This window comes from Pseudomonas sp. OG7 (assembly GCF_014192825.1).
In the GTDB taxonomy this organism is placed as follows: domain Bacteria; phylum Pseudomonadota; class Gammaproteobacteria; order Pseudomonadales; family Pseudomonadaceae; genus Aquipseudomonas; species Aquipseudomonas monteilii.
Map to the genome: position 1 here is coordinate 279,253 of NZ_JACHYK010000001.1, position 16,007 is coordinate 295,259.

The window sequence follows — 16,007 nt, forward strand, 5'->3', positions numbered from 1 at the left end:
CCCTGTATTTTCAGGCAGATTGGCAAGAATGGATCCAATTGCCTTTGCGCAGGCGCCTGCTATGACTTAGTGTTGTTGGGCAACTGCCGTTGCCATGGGATGGTACTGCGGCTTCTTTCAAATGGACTTGAGGTATTGCGCCGTGCAAACGCTCGCCCGCACGCGCCAGGTTATCCGCGAACTGGTGCAGGCCAATTCATTCATAGAACTCACCCGCTTTTTCGACAGCCTAGAGGCGCAATGGCACCAAGCCCCGCCCGGCGAGTTTCCCGCCTACATGGCGGCCCTCGAGGGGCACATGCTGGTCGACCAGGGTAGCCAAGGCGACAGGGCGCTGAGCCAGGTGCTCAAAGCCTGGATCGATGCCTGCCCCAAGGCCTACCACCCGCAGGTGGTAATGGGCCTGCATTGCTTCCACCGCGCCTGTCAGGTGCAGGGCGGCGGCCAAAGCAACGCGGCGCGCGTGCTGGCCGTGGAGCAGATTTGTGAACGCGCGACGGCGCACTTGCTACGTGCCATGGACCGTTCTGCCCAGCCTGTGGCAGCGGCCATTGGTATGCTGCGCATCAGTGCGCAATTGCGCGAGCCCGGCTGGTTGGTCGAGCTGTTCCAGGGGCAGCCCGCCCGCTACAGGCCCAGTGCCCATACCGATGTGGAAGTGCAGGAGGCTGCGGCCCCATTGCTGGTGAAGCATGGGCTGCTGCCCCTGGCCGAATTGCCACGGGCATTGCCGGCATGCCTGAGCAGGCGGGTCGATCACGAGAACGACGCCCCCCGCTATTACTGGCTGCGCCATGCGCTGGTCGCCCGCCCGGGTTGCTTCGAAGCGATCCAGGCCCTCGCCGAATACTTGCTGCCCCGTTGGGGCGCCAGCTTCGATGCGCTGGAGCTATTGGCCAATGGACCGTTGTGCGAGGCGTGGGACGAAGCGTTGCGTAATGCGTTGCGCTGGATGGCCGTCGAAGACCGGCTGAAACTGCCCCAAGGCGACCAGGTGCAGGCCGTCGCGGATTGGCAGCAGCTGTTCGACGCCTGGTTGCAACGCCTGCTAAGGCCCAGGGAGCGCGCTGTCGTGCTGGCTTGGCGAGCCGCGCTGCGCAGCAGTGCCTTGCAGGACCCTGTCGGTGGTATGCGCGACTTTACCGCGAGCTTTGCGTGCAACGCCGATCACGGCGCAATCCGCGCCATGGGCGTTCCGTTTCGCTGTCTGGTCGAGCTGATACTGCGCGATGGCGTGGCAGATGAACAACAGCTGTTGCGCACCGCCATCGAGCGCCTGTGTGAAGGTCGCTCGCATGCTGGCGCCTGTGCACTGCGTGCTGTCGGGCATCGTTTCGGCCTCTGGGGGATGCTGCGCTCGGCCGAGCAGGCAAGGGTATGGTCGCAGGTGGCAGTGAAACTCCAGCGCGCGGGCCAGGTATCGGGCCTCGAGGTGCTTGGGGCGGCGCGGCTGCTGTGGGCTGCCAACCGGCATGAGCTGGCCTGTTACCTGTATGAGCGCTGTGCCGAGCTGAACCTGCCGGGGGCTGCCCTGGGACTGTACGAGCTGCACAGCGGCGGCCTTGGCAACACCCCGTCGCACTATCTGGATGACGAGGCGGCAGAGCACTGGCTGCTGCGTGCGGTGGAAACAGGCAGCCGGCAAGCCAAGTACAACCTGGCCTGCTTGCGCATGGAGGGTGATGAGGACCTCAACGAGCGCAGTGCCATGCTGGCCGTCAGGCGCCTGCTGGTCGACGCGCTGGGCAATGCACAAACCAATGCACGCGCGCGCTTGCACCTGGGGATTCTGTTGCGCCAGTTTGGCGAAACGCAGGAACGGGCCGAAGCGGTCGCCTACCTGTCGAGCCTGGTCGAGCACCCGGACCCGTGGATTGCCGGGCGCGCCAGCGCCGAACTGGGGTTGGCCTGGATGCAAGGGCGCGGCACCCGCAAGCAGAGCCGTTTTGCCGCCATCGAATGGGCCAACCGTGCGGCCGCTTTGCAGCCAGGGGACTCGGCCATCGAGGATATCCAGGCCGAGATACTCAATTCACACAACCGGGTGAAAACCCTGTTCACGCAGTGCGGTGCGGCCCTGTTTCGCGGCACCCTGCATGCCAGTGAGCTGCCGCCGAAACAAGCGCCGTCCCGGCTACCTCGACTACGGGCCTCGGCCTGATTCAGGCGCGCACATAAACCCAGGCCGTCAGGCCCGAGGCAAGGGTGACGGCGACACGCTTGTAGTCGGCGACTTCATAGCGGTCTGCCGCCGCCAGCTCTTCTTCGCTGATCTGGAAGACCATGCCGGCCACGCTGTCGTCGGCCTGGTTGCTGGGGGAAACGATGGGGTGACGGGATTTGCCGCTGGCCGCCAGTACGGCCGGGTCGGTGATCTCGACCCAGTCCTGGCGGTAGCCCGGCATGCGGTCGGCCTGGCCGTTCAGCTCACGGCCGAAGTTGGCCAGTTGCACGGCCTTGTCCTGCAAGGTGCCGTAGGAAAACAGCAATACCGGGTAGGCGCTGGAGGGCTGCATTCACTCATCCTGTGGGGTCGGGTTCAGCCGTGCTTCCAGCTCGGCTACTTGTTTTTCCAGGGCCTCCAGGCGTGCGCGGGTGCGCGCCAGCACGACCATCTGGCTGTCGAATTCATCGCGGCTGACCAGGTCCAGCTTGCTGAAGGCACCTTGCATCAGCACCTTGAACTGGCTTTCCAGCTCTGCGCGGGGCTGGGCGGTATCGCCGCTGAACAGGCGCGAGGCCTGGTCGCTCAGGGCATCGAGAAGGGCTTTTGGCGCGAGCATGGGGCTGTCCACTGAAACTGAGAATGGCCGGCAGTGTAGCACGGGCCATTACGCGGCTTGGGCCACACGCCTGCACGTTTTTCGCGCAACGCGCCCTGCCGGTGCGCACCGAAATTGTGCATGTTTTCCATGCTGGCGACTGGCCAATCCCGACTGATTTGCATAACCCACTGTTTTCCGGTGCTTTGCCGGAACTGGCAAGGTTTCTGCAAAGACCTGTACGAGCCATGCACTGATGCAGTTCCTTGTGACCAGGCAGTGCGCACGCGGAGCCGGATGCCGACGACGCGTTACAAAGCCAACCGCTGCGCTTAGACTTGAGACGGGTTTGTTTTCCTGGGGCAAGTCCACCAAATCGGGAGAGAGTTTCATGAAGCTAGTCACAGCCATCATCAAGCCGTTCAAGCTGGACGACGTGCGCGAGTCGCTGTCGGAAATCGGCGTGCAGGGCATCACCGTCACCGAAGTCAAAGGTTTCGGTCGCCAGAAGGGCCACACCGAGCTGTATCGCGGTGCTGAATATGTGGTCGATTTCCTGCCCAAGGTGAAGATCGATGTCGCCATCGATGACAAGGACCTTGATCGGGTAATCGAAGCCATCACCAAGGCAGCCAACACCGGCAAGATTGGTGACGGCAAGATTTTCGTGGTGAATCTGGAGCAGGCGATCCGTATCCGTACCGGCGAAACCGATACCGACGCGATCTAAGCAGCAACAAAGCCTCACCAAACCCAAAGCCCCAGGAGAAAACAACATGACTCTGCGTAAGATCGCAGGGCTAGGAGCCCTATTGTCCCTCGTAATGCCCGGGCTTGCCCTGGCAGAGGAAGCTGCCCCAGCGCTGAACTCCGGCGACACCGCCTGGATGCTGACCGCAACGGCGCTGGTGCTGTTCATGACCATTCCGGGCCTGGCCCTGTTCTATGGCGGTATGGTGCGTTCCAAGAACGTGCTGTCGGTGATGATGCAGTGCTTCGCAATCACCGGCCTGATGAGCATTCTCTGGGTCGTCTACGGCTACAGCATGGCCTTCGATACCACCGGTATGGAAAAGGGCGTGCTCAACTTCAACTCCTTCGTCGGCGGCTTCTCCAAGGCCTTCCTCAGTGGCGTCACGCCCGAGAACCTGACGTCGGCCACCGCGCTGTTCCCTGAGGCGGTGTTCATCACCTTCCAGATGACCTTCGCCATCATCACCCCGGCGCTGATCGTGGGTGCCTTCGCCGAGCGCATGAAGTTCTCCGCGATGCTGGTGTTCATGGGCATCTGGTTCACCCTGGTGTACGCGCCGATCGCGCACATGGTGTGGAGTGGTGACGGTGCACTGATGTGGGACTGGGGCGTACTGGACTTCGCGGGCGGCACCGTGGTGCACATCAACGCCGGTATCGCAGGCCTGGTCTGCTGCCTGGTGCTGGGCAAGCGCAAGGGCTACCCGACCACCCCGATGGCCCCGCACAACCTGGGTTACACCCTGATGGGCGCGGCCATGCTGTGGATCGGCTGGTTCGGCTTCAACGCAGGCTCCGCCGCTGCTGCCAACGGCACCGCCGGCATGGCCATGCTGGTCACCCAGATCGCCACTGCCGCTGCGGCACTGGGCTGGATGTTCGCCGAGTGGATAGGCCACGGTAAGCCAAGTGCCCTGGGCATTGCCTCGGGTGTGGTTGCCGGCCTGGTCGCCATCACCCCGGCTGCAGGCACCGTGGGCCCGATGGGCGCCTTGGTGATTGGCCTGGCTTCGGGTGTGATCTGCTACTTCTGCGCGACTACCCTCAAGCGCAAGCTGGGTTATGACGACTCGCTGGACGCCTTCGGCGTGCACGGTATCGGCGGCATCATCGGTGCCATTCTCACCGGCGTGTTCGCAGCCCCGGCGCTGGGCGGCTTCGGCGCCGTCACCGACATCGGCATGCAGGTCTGGATCCAGGCCAAGGGCGTGATCTTCACCGTGGTCTACACCGCCATCGTCACCTACGTGATCCTCAAGGTGCTGGATGTGGTGATGGGCCTGCGGGTCAACGAAGAAGAAGAGTCGGTCGGCCTCGACCTGGCTCAACACAACGAGCGCGGCTACAACCTGTAACTGCGACGCGGTAAAAACTTGCCCGGCTTGCCGGGCATTTTTTTGCCAGATTTTTAGCATTTCCCGCATGGCAAACGGTTTATCCATCACGTTCGCGACGTAGGTAGAAAACTTACAAGTCGTAGGGCATTTATGGTGCTTTGCTTTTTCCACGGGCGCGCTAGAATGCGCGCCGAAGGGTGTTTTACGAGTAGTCCACACACTTCTCCAGCCTTTGCTAGGCTTGCCAATAGCGTGTGGCCAGCAGGGGCTTATGGATTTTGTCAGGTCCTGCCAGGAGCAGGGCCTGCTGGGTGCCGCCTCCCATCAGGAGCGCCGACCCAAGGGCAGTGGCCTAACCCACGGCCAGTTGAATTTTCACTGGTGGCTGCCGGTCTACGGCTGCACTGGTCTATAACTAACCTGCTTTTCGCAAGTCATGAGGTAGAACATGAGCGACGACGATCTGGAAAACGACGACCTCGAAGTAGGCGACGAAGACGAGGGTGATGAAGGCCTCGAAGTGGCAGCTGACGACGGCGCCGAAGACGCTGGCGATGACGACAGCAGCCCGGCACCCACTGCCAAGGGCAAATCCAAGGCGGCGGTCTCGGTAGACGAGATGCCGAGCATGGAAGCCAAGCAGAAAGAGCGTGATGCATTGGCCAAGGCGATGGAAGAATTCCTTTCTCGCGGTGGCAAGGTGCAGGAAGTCGAGGCCAACGTGGTCGCCGACCCGCCCAAGAAGCCGGACAACAAGTACGGCAGCCGCCCTATTTGAGTGGCTGATCGCAAAAAAGCCCGCCGTCGCTGCGGGCTTTTTTGTGTCTGCAAGATTCGGGTTGCCTGTACTGGCCCTATCGCCGGCAAGCCAGCTCCCACAAGATTACCGTAGGCCTAAGCCTTGCGATGTCCCTGTGGGAGCGGGCGTGCCCGCGAATGGGCCGCGTAGCGGCCCCTGTCAGCGCCAGCGCGCAAGCACGTCGGGCAGCTGCGACAGCCGCTGTATCTCGGCATCCGGCGCCTGTTCGCCCGCCCAGGGCTTACCCTGCGGGTTGAACCACACCGCCCGCAACCCGGCGCGTTGGGCGCCGGCAATGTCATCGCCAGGGTGGTCGCCAATATGCACTGCCGTTCTGGCGTCCGCTTCACCACGGCGCAGGGCTTCCAGGAACGGCGCCGGGTCTGGCTTGCCGATGCCAAGGTCCTCGGCGCACAGGGCAAAGCGGAAGTAGTCCGCCAGCCCCAGCCGGCTTACGTCGGCGTTGCCGTTGGTAACCACACCCAGGGTGTACTGATGGCGCAGCATCTCCAGCACCGGCTGCACCTCGGGGAAGATCTCTACCTGGTGGCGGGCATGCAGGAACACTTCAAAACCTTCATTGGCCAGCTCCTGCGCGTGTTTTTCGCTGTAGCCGACTTCTTCCAGGGCATGGAACAGCACCCGTCGGCGTAGGGCGCTGATGCGGTGCTTGAGGCCGGGCTCGGCCTGCACCAGGCGCTCGCGGATGGCAAACAGGTGCTCTACCGGCACACCACCCAGGATCGGGGCGTTGGCTTCCAGCCAGTCGCGCAGCACGACTTCTGCACTGGCGATGACCGGCGCGGTGTCCCACAGGGTGTCGTCAAGGTCGAAGGTGATCAGCTTGATGCTCATGAGTCTGTGCCTTTGCTGCGTTTGGCCCGAGGGTGGGCGCTGTCGTACACCGCGGCCAAGTGCTGGAAGTCCAGGTGGGTGTAGATCTGGGTGGTGCTGATGTCGGCATGGCCGAGCAGCTCTTGCACCGCGCGCAGGTCCTGAGACGACTCCAGTATATGGCTGGCGAAGGAATGGCGAAGCATGTGAGGGTGCAGGTGCTGGCCCAGCTCGCGTTCGCCGGCTGCCTTCACCCTTCGCCGAACGTCCCGGGGGCTGATGCGGTTGCCCTGGCGGGTGATGAACACCGCGCGATCGCGCGGGTTACCGATGCCGCGCAGGCGATACCAGGCCTGCAACGCCTCACGGGCCTTGCGGCCCACCGGCAGCACGCGTGCCTTGCCGCCTTTGCCCAGCACCTGTACCAGGCCGGCGGCCAGGTCGAGGTGATCGAGGTCGAGGTTGGTCAGCTCGGACAGGCGCAGGCCCGACGAGTAGAGCAGTTCCAGGATGGCGTGGTCACGGCGGGCGAAGAAGTCGTCGTCGACGCCGCCATCGAGCAGCTGCTGGGCACGGTCGGTGTCCAGCACCTTGGGCAGCCGTCGCTCACCTTTGGGCGCGCTCAGGCCGGAAGCCGGATCGTGCTGGCACAGGCCTTCGCGGATGAGGTAGCGGTAAAGGCCGCGTACTGCCGAAAGTAGCCGTGCCAGGCTGCGCGAAGACTGGCCGTGGTGGTGCAGGCGGGCGATCAGCTGGCGCAACGGCTGGATTTGCAGCGTTTGCCACTCGGTAATGCCGTGCTCCTCGCAGTAGGCCATGACCTTGTTCAGGTCGCGACGGTACCCCAGCAGGGTGTGCTCCGACACCTGGCGCTCGTTGCGCAGGTGTGCGCAATAAGCCTCCAGTTGGCGCTTCATCAGCGTACCGGGCGCAGGGTTTGGGTTACCCGTGGCACAACGCGGCCCAGCACCTCGGCAATGTAGCCGAGGAACAGGGTGCCGACGCTGCTTTTGTAGTGTTGCGGGTCGCGGCTGCCGATTGCCAGCACCCCATGCAGCCCTTGGTACTCAAGGGTGGCCACGGCGCTGGAGCCCACTTCCCGGCGCTGTTCCTCACCGAACAGGAAGGCCAGCTCGTGCTCGCGCAGGTTGCCACTGACCGTCTTGCCACCACCCAGCAGGGCACCGATGGCTTGTTGCGCCTCGGTGTTGCTGACCCAGCGCCCGACCGGCGCGACGTTGTCGCCGAACAGGATCAGGCTGACGAAGGGCACCTGGAACTCCTGGCGCAGGCTGTCCTCGACGGCCATCACCACTTCTTCCAGGCTGCCAGCATCGAGCAGGTCCAGGATCAGCCGGCGGGTCTTGTCGAACAGCCGGTCGTTGTCGCGGGCCACGTCCATCAGTTGTGACAGGCGATGGCGCATCTCGATGTTGCGGTCACGCAGCAGCTTCAGCTGGCGCTCCACCAGCGAAACGCTGTCGCCACGCTGGTGCGGGATGCGCTGCTCGATCAGCAGCTCGTCATGCTCGGCGAAGAAGGTGGGGTGGGCGCGCAGGTAGGCGACCACCGCCTCGGCATCGAGCTCGACGGACTGCGTGGGTACAACCTTGGGCTGATCGGTCATGGCGTTTACTCGCTTAGAGACGAACCTGTCCTTCGTAGACGCGTACGGCCGGGCCGGTCATCAGCACGGGCTTGCCGGGGCCGGCCCATTCGATGTGCAGGCGGCCGCCGGGCAGGTCGAGGGACACCGGGGAGTCCATCCAGCCTTGACTGATCGCCGCCACGGCTGCGGCGCAGGCGCCGGTGCCGCAGGCCTGGGTTTCGCCCGCGCCGCGCTCCCACACGCGCAGGTTGGCGCGGTGGCGGTCGATGACCTGGATGAAGCCGGCATTCACCCGCTGCGGGAAGCGTGGGTGGTTTTCGATCTTCGGGCCCAGCTCATGCACGGGGGCAGTATGCACGTCGTCGACTCGCAGCACCGCATGCGGGTTACCCATTGACACGGCAGCAATCGAATGCAGCTGGCCGTCGACTTCCAGTGGGTAGTTCAGCGCCTGCTCGTCAGCGATGAAGGGGATTTCGGCAGGGATGAAGCGCGGTGGGCCCATGTCGACACTCACCTGGCCGTCGTTCTGCACGTCCAGCACGATGATGCCGCTCTTGGTTTCCACCCGAATGCGCTTTTTCGCGGTCAGGCGCTTGTCCAGCACGAAGCGGGCGAAGCAACGGGCACCATTGCCGCACTGCTCGACCTCGGAGCCGTCGGCGTTGAAGATGCGGTAGCGGAAGTCCACTTCCGGGTTGTTCGGCGCCTCGACAATCAGCAACTGATCGAAGCCGATGCCGGTGTGGCGATCACCCCATTGCTTGGCGTGCTTGGGCTGGATGTGCGCGTGCTGGCTGACCAGGTCGAGGACCATGAAGTCGTTGCCCAGCCCATGCATCTTGGTAAAACGCAGCAGCATGGGCTTACTCCGGCAGCAGGCTTTCGCCAGCGTACAGTTCGGCGATGGTCTCGCGGCGGCGTACTTCGAACGCCTGGTCGCCGTCGACCAGGATTTCAGCGCAACGGCCACGGGTGTTGTAGTTGGAGCTCATGACAAAACCATAGGCGCCCGCGGACTGTACGGCCAGCAGGTCACCTTCGGCCAGGTTCAGTACTCGGTCCTTGCCCAGGAAGTCACCGGTCTCGCAGATCGGGCCGACCAGGTCGTAGGCACGGCCTTCACCGGCGCGTGGCTTGACCGCGCTGACACCCATCCAGGCCTGGTAAAGGGCCGGCCGGATCAGGTCGTTCATGGCCGCATCGATGATGGCGAAATCTTTGTGCTCGGTGTGCTTGAGGTATTCCACGCGGGTCAGCAGCACGCCAGCGTTGGCCACGATGTAGCGGCCCGGCTCGAACACCAGGGCCAGGTCGCGCGTGCCTACGCGTTCGCGGATGGCCTTGATGTAGTCGGCCACCAGCGGCGGTTGTTCATCGCGGTAGCGCACGCCCACACCGCCGCCCAGGTCCAGGTGGCGCAGGTGGATGCCGCATTCGGCCAGGCGGTCGACCAGCACCAGCAGGCGGTCGAGGGCGTCGAGGAACGGCTCCACGGTGGTCAGCTGCGAGCCGATGTGGCAGTCGACACCGACCACTTCCAGGTTCGGCAACTGCGCGGCGCGCACGTAGATGGCCTCGGCGTCGGCAATGGCGATGCCGAACTTGTTCTCTTTAAGGCCGGTGGAAATGTACGGGTGGGTGCCGGCGTCGACGTCCGGGTTGACCCGCAGCGACACCGGGGCCACCTTGCCCATCTGGGCGGCCACCACTTGAAGGCGCTCAAGCTCGTCGGTGGATTCGACGTTGAAGCAGTGCACGCCCACTTCCAGGGCGCGGCGCATGTCTTCGCGGGTTTTGCCAACGCCGGAGAACACCACGCGGTCAGCGCGCCCGCCAGCGGCCAGCACGCGCTCCAGCTCACCGCCCGAGACGATGTCGAAGCCTGCGCCCAGGCGCGCCAGTACGTTCAGCACGCCCAGGTTGGAGTTGGCCTTGACCGCGAAACACACCAGGTGCTCGGCGCCTTGCAGGGCGTCGGTGTAGCTGCGGTACTGGGCCTCGATGTGGGCGCGCGAGTACACGTAGGTCGGGGTGCCGAACTGTTCGGCGATGGCCGACAGGGCCACGCCCTCCGCGAACAGCTCACCGTCGCGGTAGTTGAAAGCGTTCATCTGGTTTCCTTACTGCGCAGGCGACTGCTCGGGCTCGGACTGCAGCTCGGGCTGCTGTTCTTGTACCGGGGCCGGCTTGGCTTTTGGCTGGTGCTGATGTGCTTTGTGCGCTTTGCCGTTATCGCCGTCTTCAGGCAGATACAGCGGGCCCTTCTGGCCGCAGGCAGAAACGAGGCAGGCAACAGCGACCAGCGCCGCGAAGGAGGAAATCAGGCGCTTCATGGGTGAAATCCTTAGAAAAATGCAGTATTGCGCCCGAGTATACCGAGCGACCGGCGGCTTGCCTATGCAAGGGCCGGTCCGCCGGGCGGGCTATTCTTGGCGCCTTCAATGGCTAAACTTTGCATTCGGCGCCAAGCGCCCGTATCTTGGCCGGCTTGCCTGTAACGCAGCCAATTTCGAGGTTCCTGCAATGAGTTTGAGTGAAGCGCGTTTCCATGATCTGGTCGACGCGACCCAACAGGCCCTGGAAGACCTGTTCGACGAGAGCGGCCTGGACCTGGACATGGAGAACTCCGCCGGTGTCCTCACCGTCAAGTTCGAAGGCGGCGCCCAGCTGATCTTCAGCCGCCAGGAGCCACTGCGTCAGCTGTGGCTGGCCGACCGTTCCGGTGGTTTCCACTTCGACTACGACGAAGAGAGCAAGAAGTGGGTATGCGAGAAGAGCGAAGAGCTGTTGGGCGAAATGCTCGAGCGCATTGTCTGGGAGCGGGCCGGCGAGAAGCTGGACTTCGACGAGATCTGACATGAGCAGTGCCCAGGCCCGGCCGCCCAAGCCGCTCTATAGCAACATCAGCCCGGCGGTGCCATCGCCGTGCATCAGCGTATGCCGGCTGGATGAACAGCGGGTGTGCACCGGTTGCCACCGGCATGTCGAGCACATCCGCGAGTGGCGCTCGGCCGATGATGAACGGCGCCGGCAGATCTGCCGCGAAGCCCAGGTCTTGCGCGAGCAGGCTAAGGCACACTGAACGCAGGGGCTTGAGTATTTACCCGGCTGTGGTAGTGTCGGGTTCTGCGTCGGTGACGCCAAAGCCTTCTCAAACCCCGCCCTTGGGCGGGGTTTTGCTTTATCTGCACATTGAAAACTGCCTGTTCAAAGGAGTCTGACTGGATCATGAGCACCAAACCTTCCCTCATCCTCACCCGATTGGACGTACAGCGTCTGGAGCGTCTGATCGACAGCCTCGACGAGAGTACGCCGGGTGTGCTCGCCCTGCAGGACGAGCTGGACCGCGCCGAGCAGGTGGTCGGTCACGAGGAAGTGCCGGCAGGCGTGGTGACCATGAATTCCCGCGTGCACTGCCGTGAGGAAGCCAGTGGCAAGGACTACCACCTGACCCTGGTGTACCCGAAGGATGCAGGGCCGGAAGGCAAGGTTTCGATCCTGGCGCCGATCGGTTGCGCGCTGCTGGGGCTGTCGGTGGGCGAGCAGATCGACTGGCCGGCACCGGGCGGCAAAACCCTCAAGCTGAAGCTGCTGGAAGTGGAATACCAGCCGGAAGCGGCGGGCGATTTCGACCTGTAAGGGTCAAGGGGCCGCAAAGCGGCCCCGGCATTTCAGGCGCCTTCCGCCAACACCTGCTCCAAACCCTCATTCAACGCCTGCTCCAGCACCCGCTTGTAGCTCAGGTACACCTGCGTCGCCCCCAGCCGGTCATCCAGCAGCTCGGACAAATCCAGGTCGGTGATGTAGCACCGGTACCGCCCCGCGCCACGCCGCTGGCCGATGATCTGCCGGGCCACCACCGCATACAGCTGGTCACCATGCTCCAGCTCGGAAAACTCTTGCTGGTCGCAGTACAGCGTCACATGGGCCGTACCCGTCACGCCGTCCTGGATGATGGCCTGCACCTCGTAGTACGGCTGAGCGCTACCCTCGACCGGGGCCGGGCATGGCTCGATGCTGCGCGCCTTGCCAGGGCCGGCAGGCAGCAGTTGTGCGTAGTGGATGTCCAGCGAGGCCGCGCGCTGGGTGTCCAGCGGCAAGCGGGCATCGCGGCGCATCACCACAGAACGCAGGAAGCGCTGCAGCGGCAGCAGCAGGTGCGCTTCGTCGTGCAAGGGTAGGCGTTGCTGCCAGAGGGCATTGTATTCATCCAGCACATACAGGTCGGCAAAGCCATCTTGCAGGCGGTAGAACACCTGGATGCACGCCGGCCGGCCTTGCTCCAGCACCAGGCGCAGATCATGGTCCAGCAGGGCGTTGGCATCCAGGTACAGCGGGCTGTAGGCACTGCGCTCCTCGCCCAGGTGGCCGAGCAGCGCATCGTGCTCGCCCAGGGTGGTCAGGCTGACCTGTCCGGGTAACAGCTCCAGTACATGGGTGTGCCGGGCTACCTGGAGCAGATAGCGGTGGTTCAGGCCTTGGTCCAGCAATAGCTGCACGGTATCGAATATTTCCTCCACGCGCTGGCTGATGGCCTGGGCGCGGCTCTGGCAGAAGCAACGCACCCGCACCCGTGGCCGGTGGCCGCGCAGCACCGGGCTGTTGAGGAAGTCACGCAGGCAGCGTACCAGCGCGTGTTCGCCTTCGTAGCGCTGCACCAGCACTTCGTTCCAGCTGTTCAGGGTGACCTGGTCCAGGGTCAGAACCAGGTTCTCGCGTACGCCGGCATAGCTCAAGGCGTCGGTACGCTCGGTGGTCATCAGGATGTTCAGGTCGCGGTGGTGGCGCAGCGGGTCGACGGCGACGTTGACCAGCAATAGCACCTCGTCGGCAACACTGGGTTGCAGCAGGCGCACTTCGCCGACGATCGGCAAGGGCAGAGGGATACTCTGCTGCAGGCAGCCCACCAGGTTGAACAGCTCGTACTCGGTGAGGTCGCTGACGCCCGGGTGCAGCGCCAGGCGCGTGCTGCTGTCGATCACGCCGTTGCGGTGTGCCCAGGCCAGCAGTTCAAGCAGCTCGCGGCAGCGTTTGATCGGGTTGAAGTGTTCAACGTCATGGGTATTCAGATTGCCGGTGTACAGCTCCCAGTGGTAGCTACCGGGCTCCCTGCGGTTGGGTGCCTGGACCAGGGTCAGGGTGCCTTCGGCAAGGTCCGGGGCGATGCCGGGGTTGATCACTTCGACCTTGCCCGCACGGCGCTCGAAGGCCGCATACAAACGCCGGCCCAGCACATTGAGGTCGCGCTGGTCGGCGCGGCTGCTTGCGTTCTGGGTGCGCGCAAACTCGCTGAGGAAGCGATAGCTATGGTTCAGCTCGGCCACCAGTGCGCGGCGTTCGGCGGCGACCTGCTGCACTTTCCATTGGCTGCGGCTGTCCAGCAGGGCCAACTGACGTTCGTCCCAGCCCCACTCGTCGGCCAGGCGCTGCAACAGGCGGCGCTGCCAGCCCTGATTGCGGCTCTGGTCACTGAGTTTCTTGTTCACCTTCAGGTACAGGCTGCGCCGTACCAGTTCCAGGCGCGCAGGCTCGCCACGTTGCAGCAGGTAGCGCTCGATACGGCGGTAGACCATCACATACGGGTCAAGCTCGTCGAGGTCGAGCTGGTTGGCGAATACGGCTTGTTTGTAGTCCAGGCTCAGGCAGCGCACAGCGGGGTGTTCGCTGGCGTAGGTTTCGGTCAGCAGCAGCTTGAGCAGCGACTTGTAGGGTGAATCGATACCCTTGAACAACTGCCACAGGCCGGCGCCGACGAACTCGCCTGGCGGTATGTGTGCCAGGTTGCCGAGGTCGAGGGCGTCCTGGCTGCGGATGAAACGCTTGGTCAGAAGGGTCTGGGTGTAGGCGTGGTAGTTGTGTTCCTGGTAGACGGGTACCAGCCACCACAGCGGTGTGCGCCCGGCCAGCCAGAGGGTGGTGCGGTAGAACTCGTCCAGCAGCAGGTAGTGCTGGGTGGTGCCGCAGTCGTCGGAGCCTAGCTGGCCCTCGCGCTGGCCCCGGGCAAAGCCTTGCGTGTCGATCAGGAAGAAGTGCGCCTCGGCGCCCAGGCTTGCGGCCCAGTCCTCCAGCAATTGGCATTTGCGGCGCAACTCTTCCAGCAACGGCTCGGGTAAACCGGGCGCGTGGCACACCCACAGGTCCATGTCGCTTTGCTCGGCCTGGGCCAGCGAGCCCAGGCTGCCCATCAGGAACAGGCCGTGGATCGGGCGTGGCGGGTTGCCATGGCGGGCCTTGTAGGTGAACGAGCGGGCCAGGCGCTGGGCCTCGACCACCAGGTCGGCGCCTGGCTCGTAGCCCGATATGCCAGCTGGAGTGCTGCCCGAGACGTAACCCGGCAACAGCGGGTGGTTCACATGGAACAGCAGGGGCAGCAGCGTCAGTACCTGTTGCTGGCGCGTCGACAGGCCTTCCATGGCCCGCTGCAGCCGCCCTTGGTTCAGCCGCAGGAAGCGCGCACGCAACGTCGCCAGGACCTTGCGGTCGATGCCTTCGTCCAGGTCTGGGCGGATTTCGTGAGGGTGGTTCATTGCGCACTCGGGCAGGCCAGTGGAGCTGTGGCGAGTTTAGCCTGAGTGGCGGGGTCGGATAAGCGGCAATTGAAATACTGGCGCCATATTTACAGCGCTTTTCGGGCGACTGCAGTTTTCACCGGGCTTGAGGCATGATGGGGGCCTTGAATTCATGAAGAGTAGTCCGATGCGTGTATGGATCGATGCCGACGCCTGTCCCAAGGCGGCCAAGGATCTGATCGTCAAGTTCGCCCTCAAGCGCCAGTTCGAAGTGGTGATGGTGGCGGGCCAGGCCGTGGCCAAGCCGGCGTTTTCGATCGTGCGGTTGATCGTGGTGCCAAGCGGCATGGACGCAGCCGACGATTACCTGGTCGAGCACGCTGTGCCGGGTGAGCTGGTGATCTGCAGTGATGTGCCGTTGGCTGACCGCCTGGTGAAAAAGGGCGTAGCGGTGCTGGACCCGCGCGGGCGCGAATTCGACGAGCGCAACATGGGCGACCGCCTGGCGGCGCGCAACCTGTTTACCGAGCTGCGTGAGCAAGGCCAGGTGGGGGGAGGGCAGGCGGCCTATGGCGAGCGCGACAAGCAGGCGTTTGCCAATGCGCTGGACCGGATCATTGCCCGGTTATCCAAATCCTGAACGCTGACGCAGTTCCTGTAGGAGCGGCCTTGTGCCGCTCCTACACACAGAGCGTGTGCAGCAACCTATTCGTGCGTCAGCTCCAGCACCCGGTCCACCAGCTTGTAGATCCCGCCGGCCGCTTCGCTGATCGACTTGGCTTCCATGTACGCCGGTGTCGTCACCAGTTTGCGCTGGGTATCTTCGACAATATCGTGCACATCGCACTCTTCGTGAGTGCCGCCCATTTTCGTCACGGCCGCCGCAGTGCCTGCGTCGGTACCGATGGTGCAGACCACGCCCGGCCCGTAGATCTTCGCCGCCAGTGCCGGCGAGATGCAAATCAGGCCGACCGGTTTGCAGGCGTCGGCGAAAGCTTCGGCCAGGGCCAGTACGTCCGGGTTGACGGTGCAGTTGGCACCTTCCACGGCAAAGTTGGACAGGTTTTTCGCCGCACCAAAACCGCCAGGCACGATCAGCGCATCGAAGTCTTCGGCTTTGGCTTCGCGGATGTCCTTGACCTCACCGCGGGCAATGCGCGCCGACTCCACCAACACATTGCGTGATTCGGGCATTTCTTCGCCGGTCAGGTGGTTGATCACATGCATCTGCGCAATATTCGGCGCGAAGCACTGCACCTGAGCGCCGCGCTGGTCGAGGCGCAGCAGGGTGATCACGCTTTCGTGGATTTCGGCGCCGTCATACACGCCACAGCCGGAAAGAATCACCGCTACTTTTTTTGTCATGTTCACTACTCCTGAGTCGAGGCGCTAAATGTCCTC

Annotated in this window: 18 protein-coding genes; 8 read left to right on the forward strand and 10 right to left on the reverse strand. The window is 63.7% G+C overall.

Annotated features, from left to right (window positions below):
• Nucleotides 1-142: 142 nt before the first annotated feature.
• Complete coding sequence (locus FHW75_RS01335; RefSeq protein ID WP_183673056.1) at nucleotides 143-2,161, forward strand: DUF4034 domain-containing protein; 2,019 nt, start codon at nucleotides 143-145, stop codon at nucleotides 2,159-2,161.
• A 1-nt stretch (nucleotide 2,162) separates the two neighbouring features.
• On the opposite strand, the gene FHW75_RS01340 is transcribed toward FHW75_RS01335, so the two are convergent.
• Both FHW75_RS01340 and FHW75_RS01345 read right to left on the reverse strand, forming a co-directional pair.
• Nucleotides 2,163-2,516, reverse strand: coding sequence for a gamma-glutamylcyclotransferase family protein (locus FHW75_RS01340; protein WP_019096450.1), 354 nt, complete (start codon nucleotides 2,514-2,516; stop codon nucleotides 2,163-2,165).
• Entirely contained in the window at nucleotides 2,517-2,783 is a 267-nt protein-coding gene (locus tag FHW75_RS01345) for an accessory factor UbiK family protein (protein ID WP_026020301.1), read from the reverse strand.
• A gap of 370 nt (nucleotides 2,784-3,153) precedes the next feature.
• Here FHW75_RS01345 and glnK point away from each other — a divergent pair, with 370 nt between their 5' ends.
• The 3 genes from glnK (at nucleotide 3,154) to sutA (ending at nucleotide 5,630) form a co-directional block, all read left to right on the forward strand.
• Complete coding sequence (gene glnK / locus FHW75_RS01350; RefSeq protein WP_002555808.1) at nucleotides 3,154-3,492, forward strand: P-II family nitrogen regulator; 339 nt, start codon at nucleotides 3,154-3,156, stop codon at nucleotides 3,490-3,492.
• A gap of 46 nt (nucleotides 3,493-3,538) precedes the next feature.
• On the forward strand, nucleotides 3,539-4,870 hold the full coding sequence (locus tag FHW75_RS01355; protein ID WP_019096449.1) for an ammonium transporter: 1,332 nt from the start codon (nucleotides 3,539-3,541) through the stop codon (nucleotides 4,868-4,870).
• Between the two features lie 430 nt (nucleotides 4,871-5,300).
• A complete protein-coding gene (sutA, locus tag FHW75_RS01360) occupies nucleotides 5,301-5,630 on the forward strand; it encodes a transcriptional regulator SutA (RefSeq protein WP_016712639.1) in 330 nt (109 codons plus the stop codon).
• Nucleotides 5,631-5,810: 180 nt separating this feature from the next.
• Here sutA and FHW75_RS01365 read toward each other — a convergent pair whose 3' ends face one another.
• The 6 genes from FHW75_RS01365 to lptM are packed head-to-tail and all read right to left on the reverse strand — an operon-like array spanning nucleotide 5,811 to nucleotide 10,430.
• The gene (locus FHW75_RS01365) at nucleotides 5,811-6,506 is read right to left on the reverse strand and encodes an HAD family hydrolase (protein WP_019096448.1); all 696 of its coding nucleotides are present in this window, start codon (nucleotides 6,504-6,506) and stop codon (nucleotides 5,811-5,813) included.
• Entirely contained in the window at nucleotides 6,503-7,402 is a 900-nt protein-coding gene (gene xerC, locus FHW75_RS01370) for a tyrosine recombinase XerC (RefSeq protein WP_019096447.1), read from the reverse strand. Before xerC ends, FHW75_RS01365 begins: the two co-directional genes overlap by 4 nt.
• Complete coding sequence (locus FHW75_RS01375; protein ID WP_016712636.1) at nucleotides 7,402-8,112, reverse strand: DUF484 family protein; 711 nt, start codon at nucleotides 8,110-8,112, stop codon at nucleotides 7,402-7,404. The genes xerC and FHW75_RS01375 overlap by 1 nt, the downstream gene beginning before the upstream one ends.
• Before the next feature lie 13 nt (nucleotides 8,113-8,125).
• Nucleotides 8,126-8,956 carry a diaminopimelate epimerase gene (gene dapF, locus FHW75_RS01380; protein WP_025752112.1) on the reverse strand — a complete coding sequence of 277 codons (831 nt, stop codon included), beginning with the start codon at nucleotides 8,954-8,956 and terminating at the stop codon, nucleotides 8,126-8,128.
• A 4-nt stretch (nucleotides 8,957-8,960) separates the two neighbouring features.
• Complete coding sequence (gene lysA, locus FHW75_RS01385; RefSeq protein ID WP_019096500.1) at nucleotides 8,961-10,208, reverse strand: diaminopimelate decarboxylase; 1,248 nt, start codon at nucleotides 10,206-10,208, stop codon at nucleotides 8,961-8,963.
• A 9-nt stretch (nucleotides 10,209-10,217) separates the two neighbouring features.
• The gene (gene lptM / locus FHW75_RS01390) at nucleotides 10,218-10,430 is read right to left on the reverse strand and encodes an LPS translocon maturation chaperone LptM (protein WP_016712633.1); all 213 of its coding nucleotides are present in this window, start codon (nucleotides 10,428-10,430) and stop codon (nucleotides 10,218-10,220) included.
• A gap of 190 nt (nucleotides 10,431-10,620) precedes the next feature.
• On the opposite strand from lptM, the gene cyaY reads away from it, so the two are divergent.
• From cyaY to rnk, 3 genes are all read left to right on the forward strand, one after another.
• Nucleotides 10,621-10,953, forward strand: a complete 333-nt coding sequence (cyaY, locus tag FHW75_RS01395) for an iron donor protein CyaY (protein WP_016712632.1) — start codon at nucleotides 10,621-10,623, stop codon at nucleotides 10,951-10,953.
• A 1-nt stretch (nucleotide 10,954) separates the two neighbouring features.
• Nucleotides 10,955-11,179, forward strand: a complete 225-nt coding sequence (locus FHW75_RS01400; RefSeq protein WP_019096501.1) for a DUF1289 domain-containing protein — start codon at nucleotides 10,955-10,957, stop codon at nucleotides 11,177-11,179.
• A 146-nt stretch (nucleotides 11,180-11,325) separates the two neighbouring features.
• Entirely contained in the window at nucleotides 11,326-11,736 is a 411-nt protein-coding gene (rnk, locus tag FHW75_RS01405; protein WP_016712630.1) for a nucleoside diphosphate kinase regulator, read from the forward strand.
• Nucleotides 11,737-11,768: 32 nt separating this feature from the next.
• Here the strand turns inward: rnk and FHW75_RS01410 are convergent, their stop codons facing one another.
• On the reverse strand, nucleotides 11,769-14,624 hold the full coding sequence (locus FHW75_RS01410) for a class I adenylate cyclase (protein WP_019096502.1): 2,856 nt from the start codon (nucleotides 14,622-14,624) through the stop codon (nucleotides 11,769-11,771).
• 169 nt (nucleotides 14,625-14,793) lie between these two features.
• Here FHW75_RS01410 and FHW75_RS01415 point away from each other — a divergent pair, with 169 nt between their 5' ends.
• Complete coding sequence (locus FHW75_RS01415; protein WP_019096503.1) at nucleotides 14,794-15,246, forward strand: YaiI/YqxD family protein; 453 nt, start codon at nucleotides 14,794-14,796, stop codon at nucleotides 15,244-15,246.
• 65 nt (nucleotides 15,247-15,311) lie between these two features.
• Here the strand turns inward: FHW75_RS01415 and elbB are convergent, their stop codons facing one another.
• Entirely contained in the window at nucleotides 15,312-15,971 is a 660-nt protein-coding gene (gene elbB / locus FHW75_RS01420) for an isoprenoid biosynthesis glyoxalase ElbB (RefSeq protein ID WP_025752119.1), read from the reverse strand.
• Nucleotides 15,972-16,007 lie beyond the last annotated feature (36 nt).

Bases quoted from the DNA above. Each gene is read 5' to 3' on its own strand.
- FHW75_RS01355 (WP_019096449.1), top strand. From the start codon at position 3,539: ATGACTCTGCGTAAGATCGCAGGGCTAGGAGCCCTATTGTCCCTCGTA.
- rnk (WP_016712630.1), top strand. From the start codon at position 11,326: ATGAGCACCAAACCTTCCCTCATCCTCACCCGATTGGACGTACAGCGT.
- FHW75_RS01365 (WP_019096448.1), bottom strand. From the start codon at position 6,506: ATGAGCATCAAGCTGATCACCTTCGACCTTGACGACACCCTGTGGGAC.
- dapF (WP_025752112.1), bottom strand. From the start codon at position 8,956: ATGCTGCTGCGTTTTACCAAGATGCATGGGCTGGGCAACGACTTCATG.
- lysA (WP_019096500.1), bottom strand. From the start codon at position 10,208: ATGAACGCTTTCAACTACCGCGACGGTGAGCTGTTCGCGGAGGGCGTG.
- sutA (WP_016712639.1), top strand. From the start codon at position 5,301: ATGAGCGACGACGATCTGGAAAACGACGACCTCGAAGTAGGCGACGAA.
- FHW75_RS01340 (WP_019096450.1), bottom strand. From the start codon at position 2,516: ATGCAGCCCTCCAGCGCCTACCCGGTATTGCTGTTTTCCTACGGCACC.
- lptM (WP_016712633.1), bottom strand. From the start codon at position 10,430: ATGAAGCGCCTGATTTCCTCCTTCGCGGCGCTGGTCGCTGTTGCCTGC.
- FHW75_RS01375 (WP_016712636.1), bottom strand. From the start codon at position 8,112: ATGACCGATCAGCCCAAGGTTGTACCCACGCAGTCCGTCGAGCTCGAT.
- FHW75_RS01415 (WP_019096503.1), top strand. From the start codon at position 14,794: ATGCGTGTATGGATCGATGCCGACGCCTGTCCCAAGGCGGCCAAGGAT.
- glnK (WP_002555808.1), top strand. From the start codon at position 3,154: ATGAAGCTAGTCACAGCCATCATCAAGCCGTTCAAGCTGGACGACGTG.
- elbB (WP_025752119.1), bottom strand. From the start codon at position 15,971: ATGACAAAAAAAGTAGCGGTGATTCTTTCCGGCTGTGGCGTGTATGAC.
- xerC (WP_019096447.1), bottom strand. From the start codon at position 7,402: ATGAAGCGCCAACTGGAGGCTTATTGCGCACACCTGCGCAACGAGCGC.
- cyaY (WP_016712632.1), top strand. From the start codon at position 10,621: ATGAGTTTGAGTGAAGCGCGTTTCCATGATCTGGTCGACGCGACCCAA.
- FHW75_RS01345 (WP_026020301.1), bottom strand. From the start codon at position 2,783: ATGCTCGCGCCAAAAGCCCTTCTCGATGCCCTGAGCGACCAGGCCTCG.
- FHW75_RS01400 (WP_019096501.1), top strand. From the start codon at position 10,955: ATGAGCAGTGCCCAGGCCCGGCCGCCCAAGCCGCTCTATAGCAACATC.
- FHW75_RS01410 (WP_019096502.1), bottom strand. From the start codon at position 14,624: ATGAACCACCCTCACGAAATCCGCCCAGACCTGGACGAAGGCATCGAC.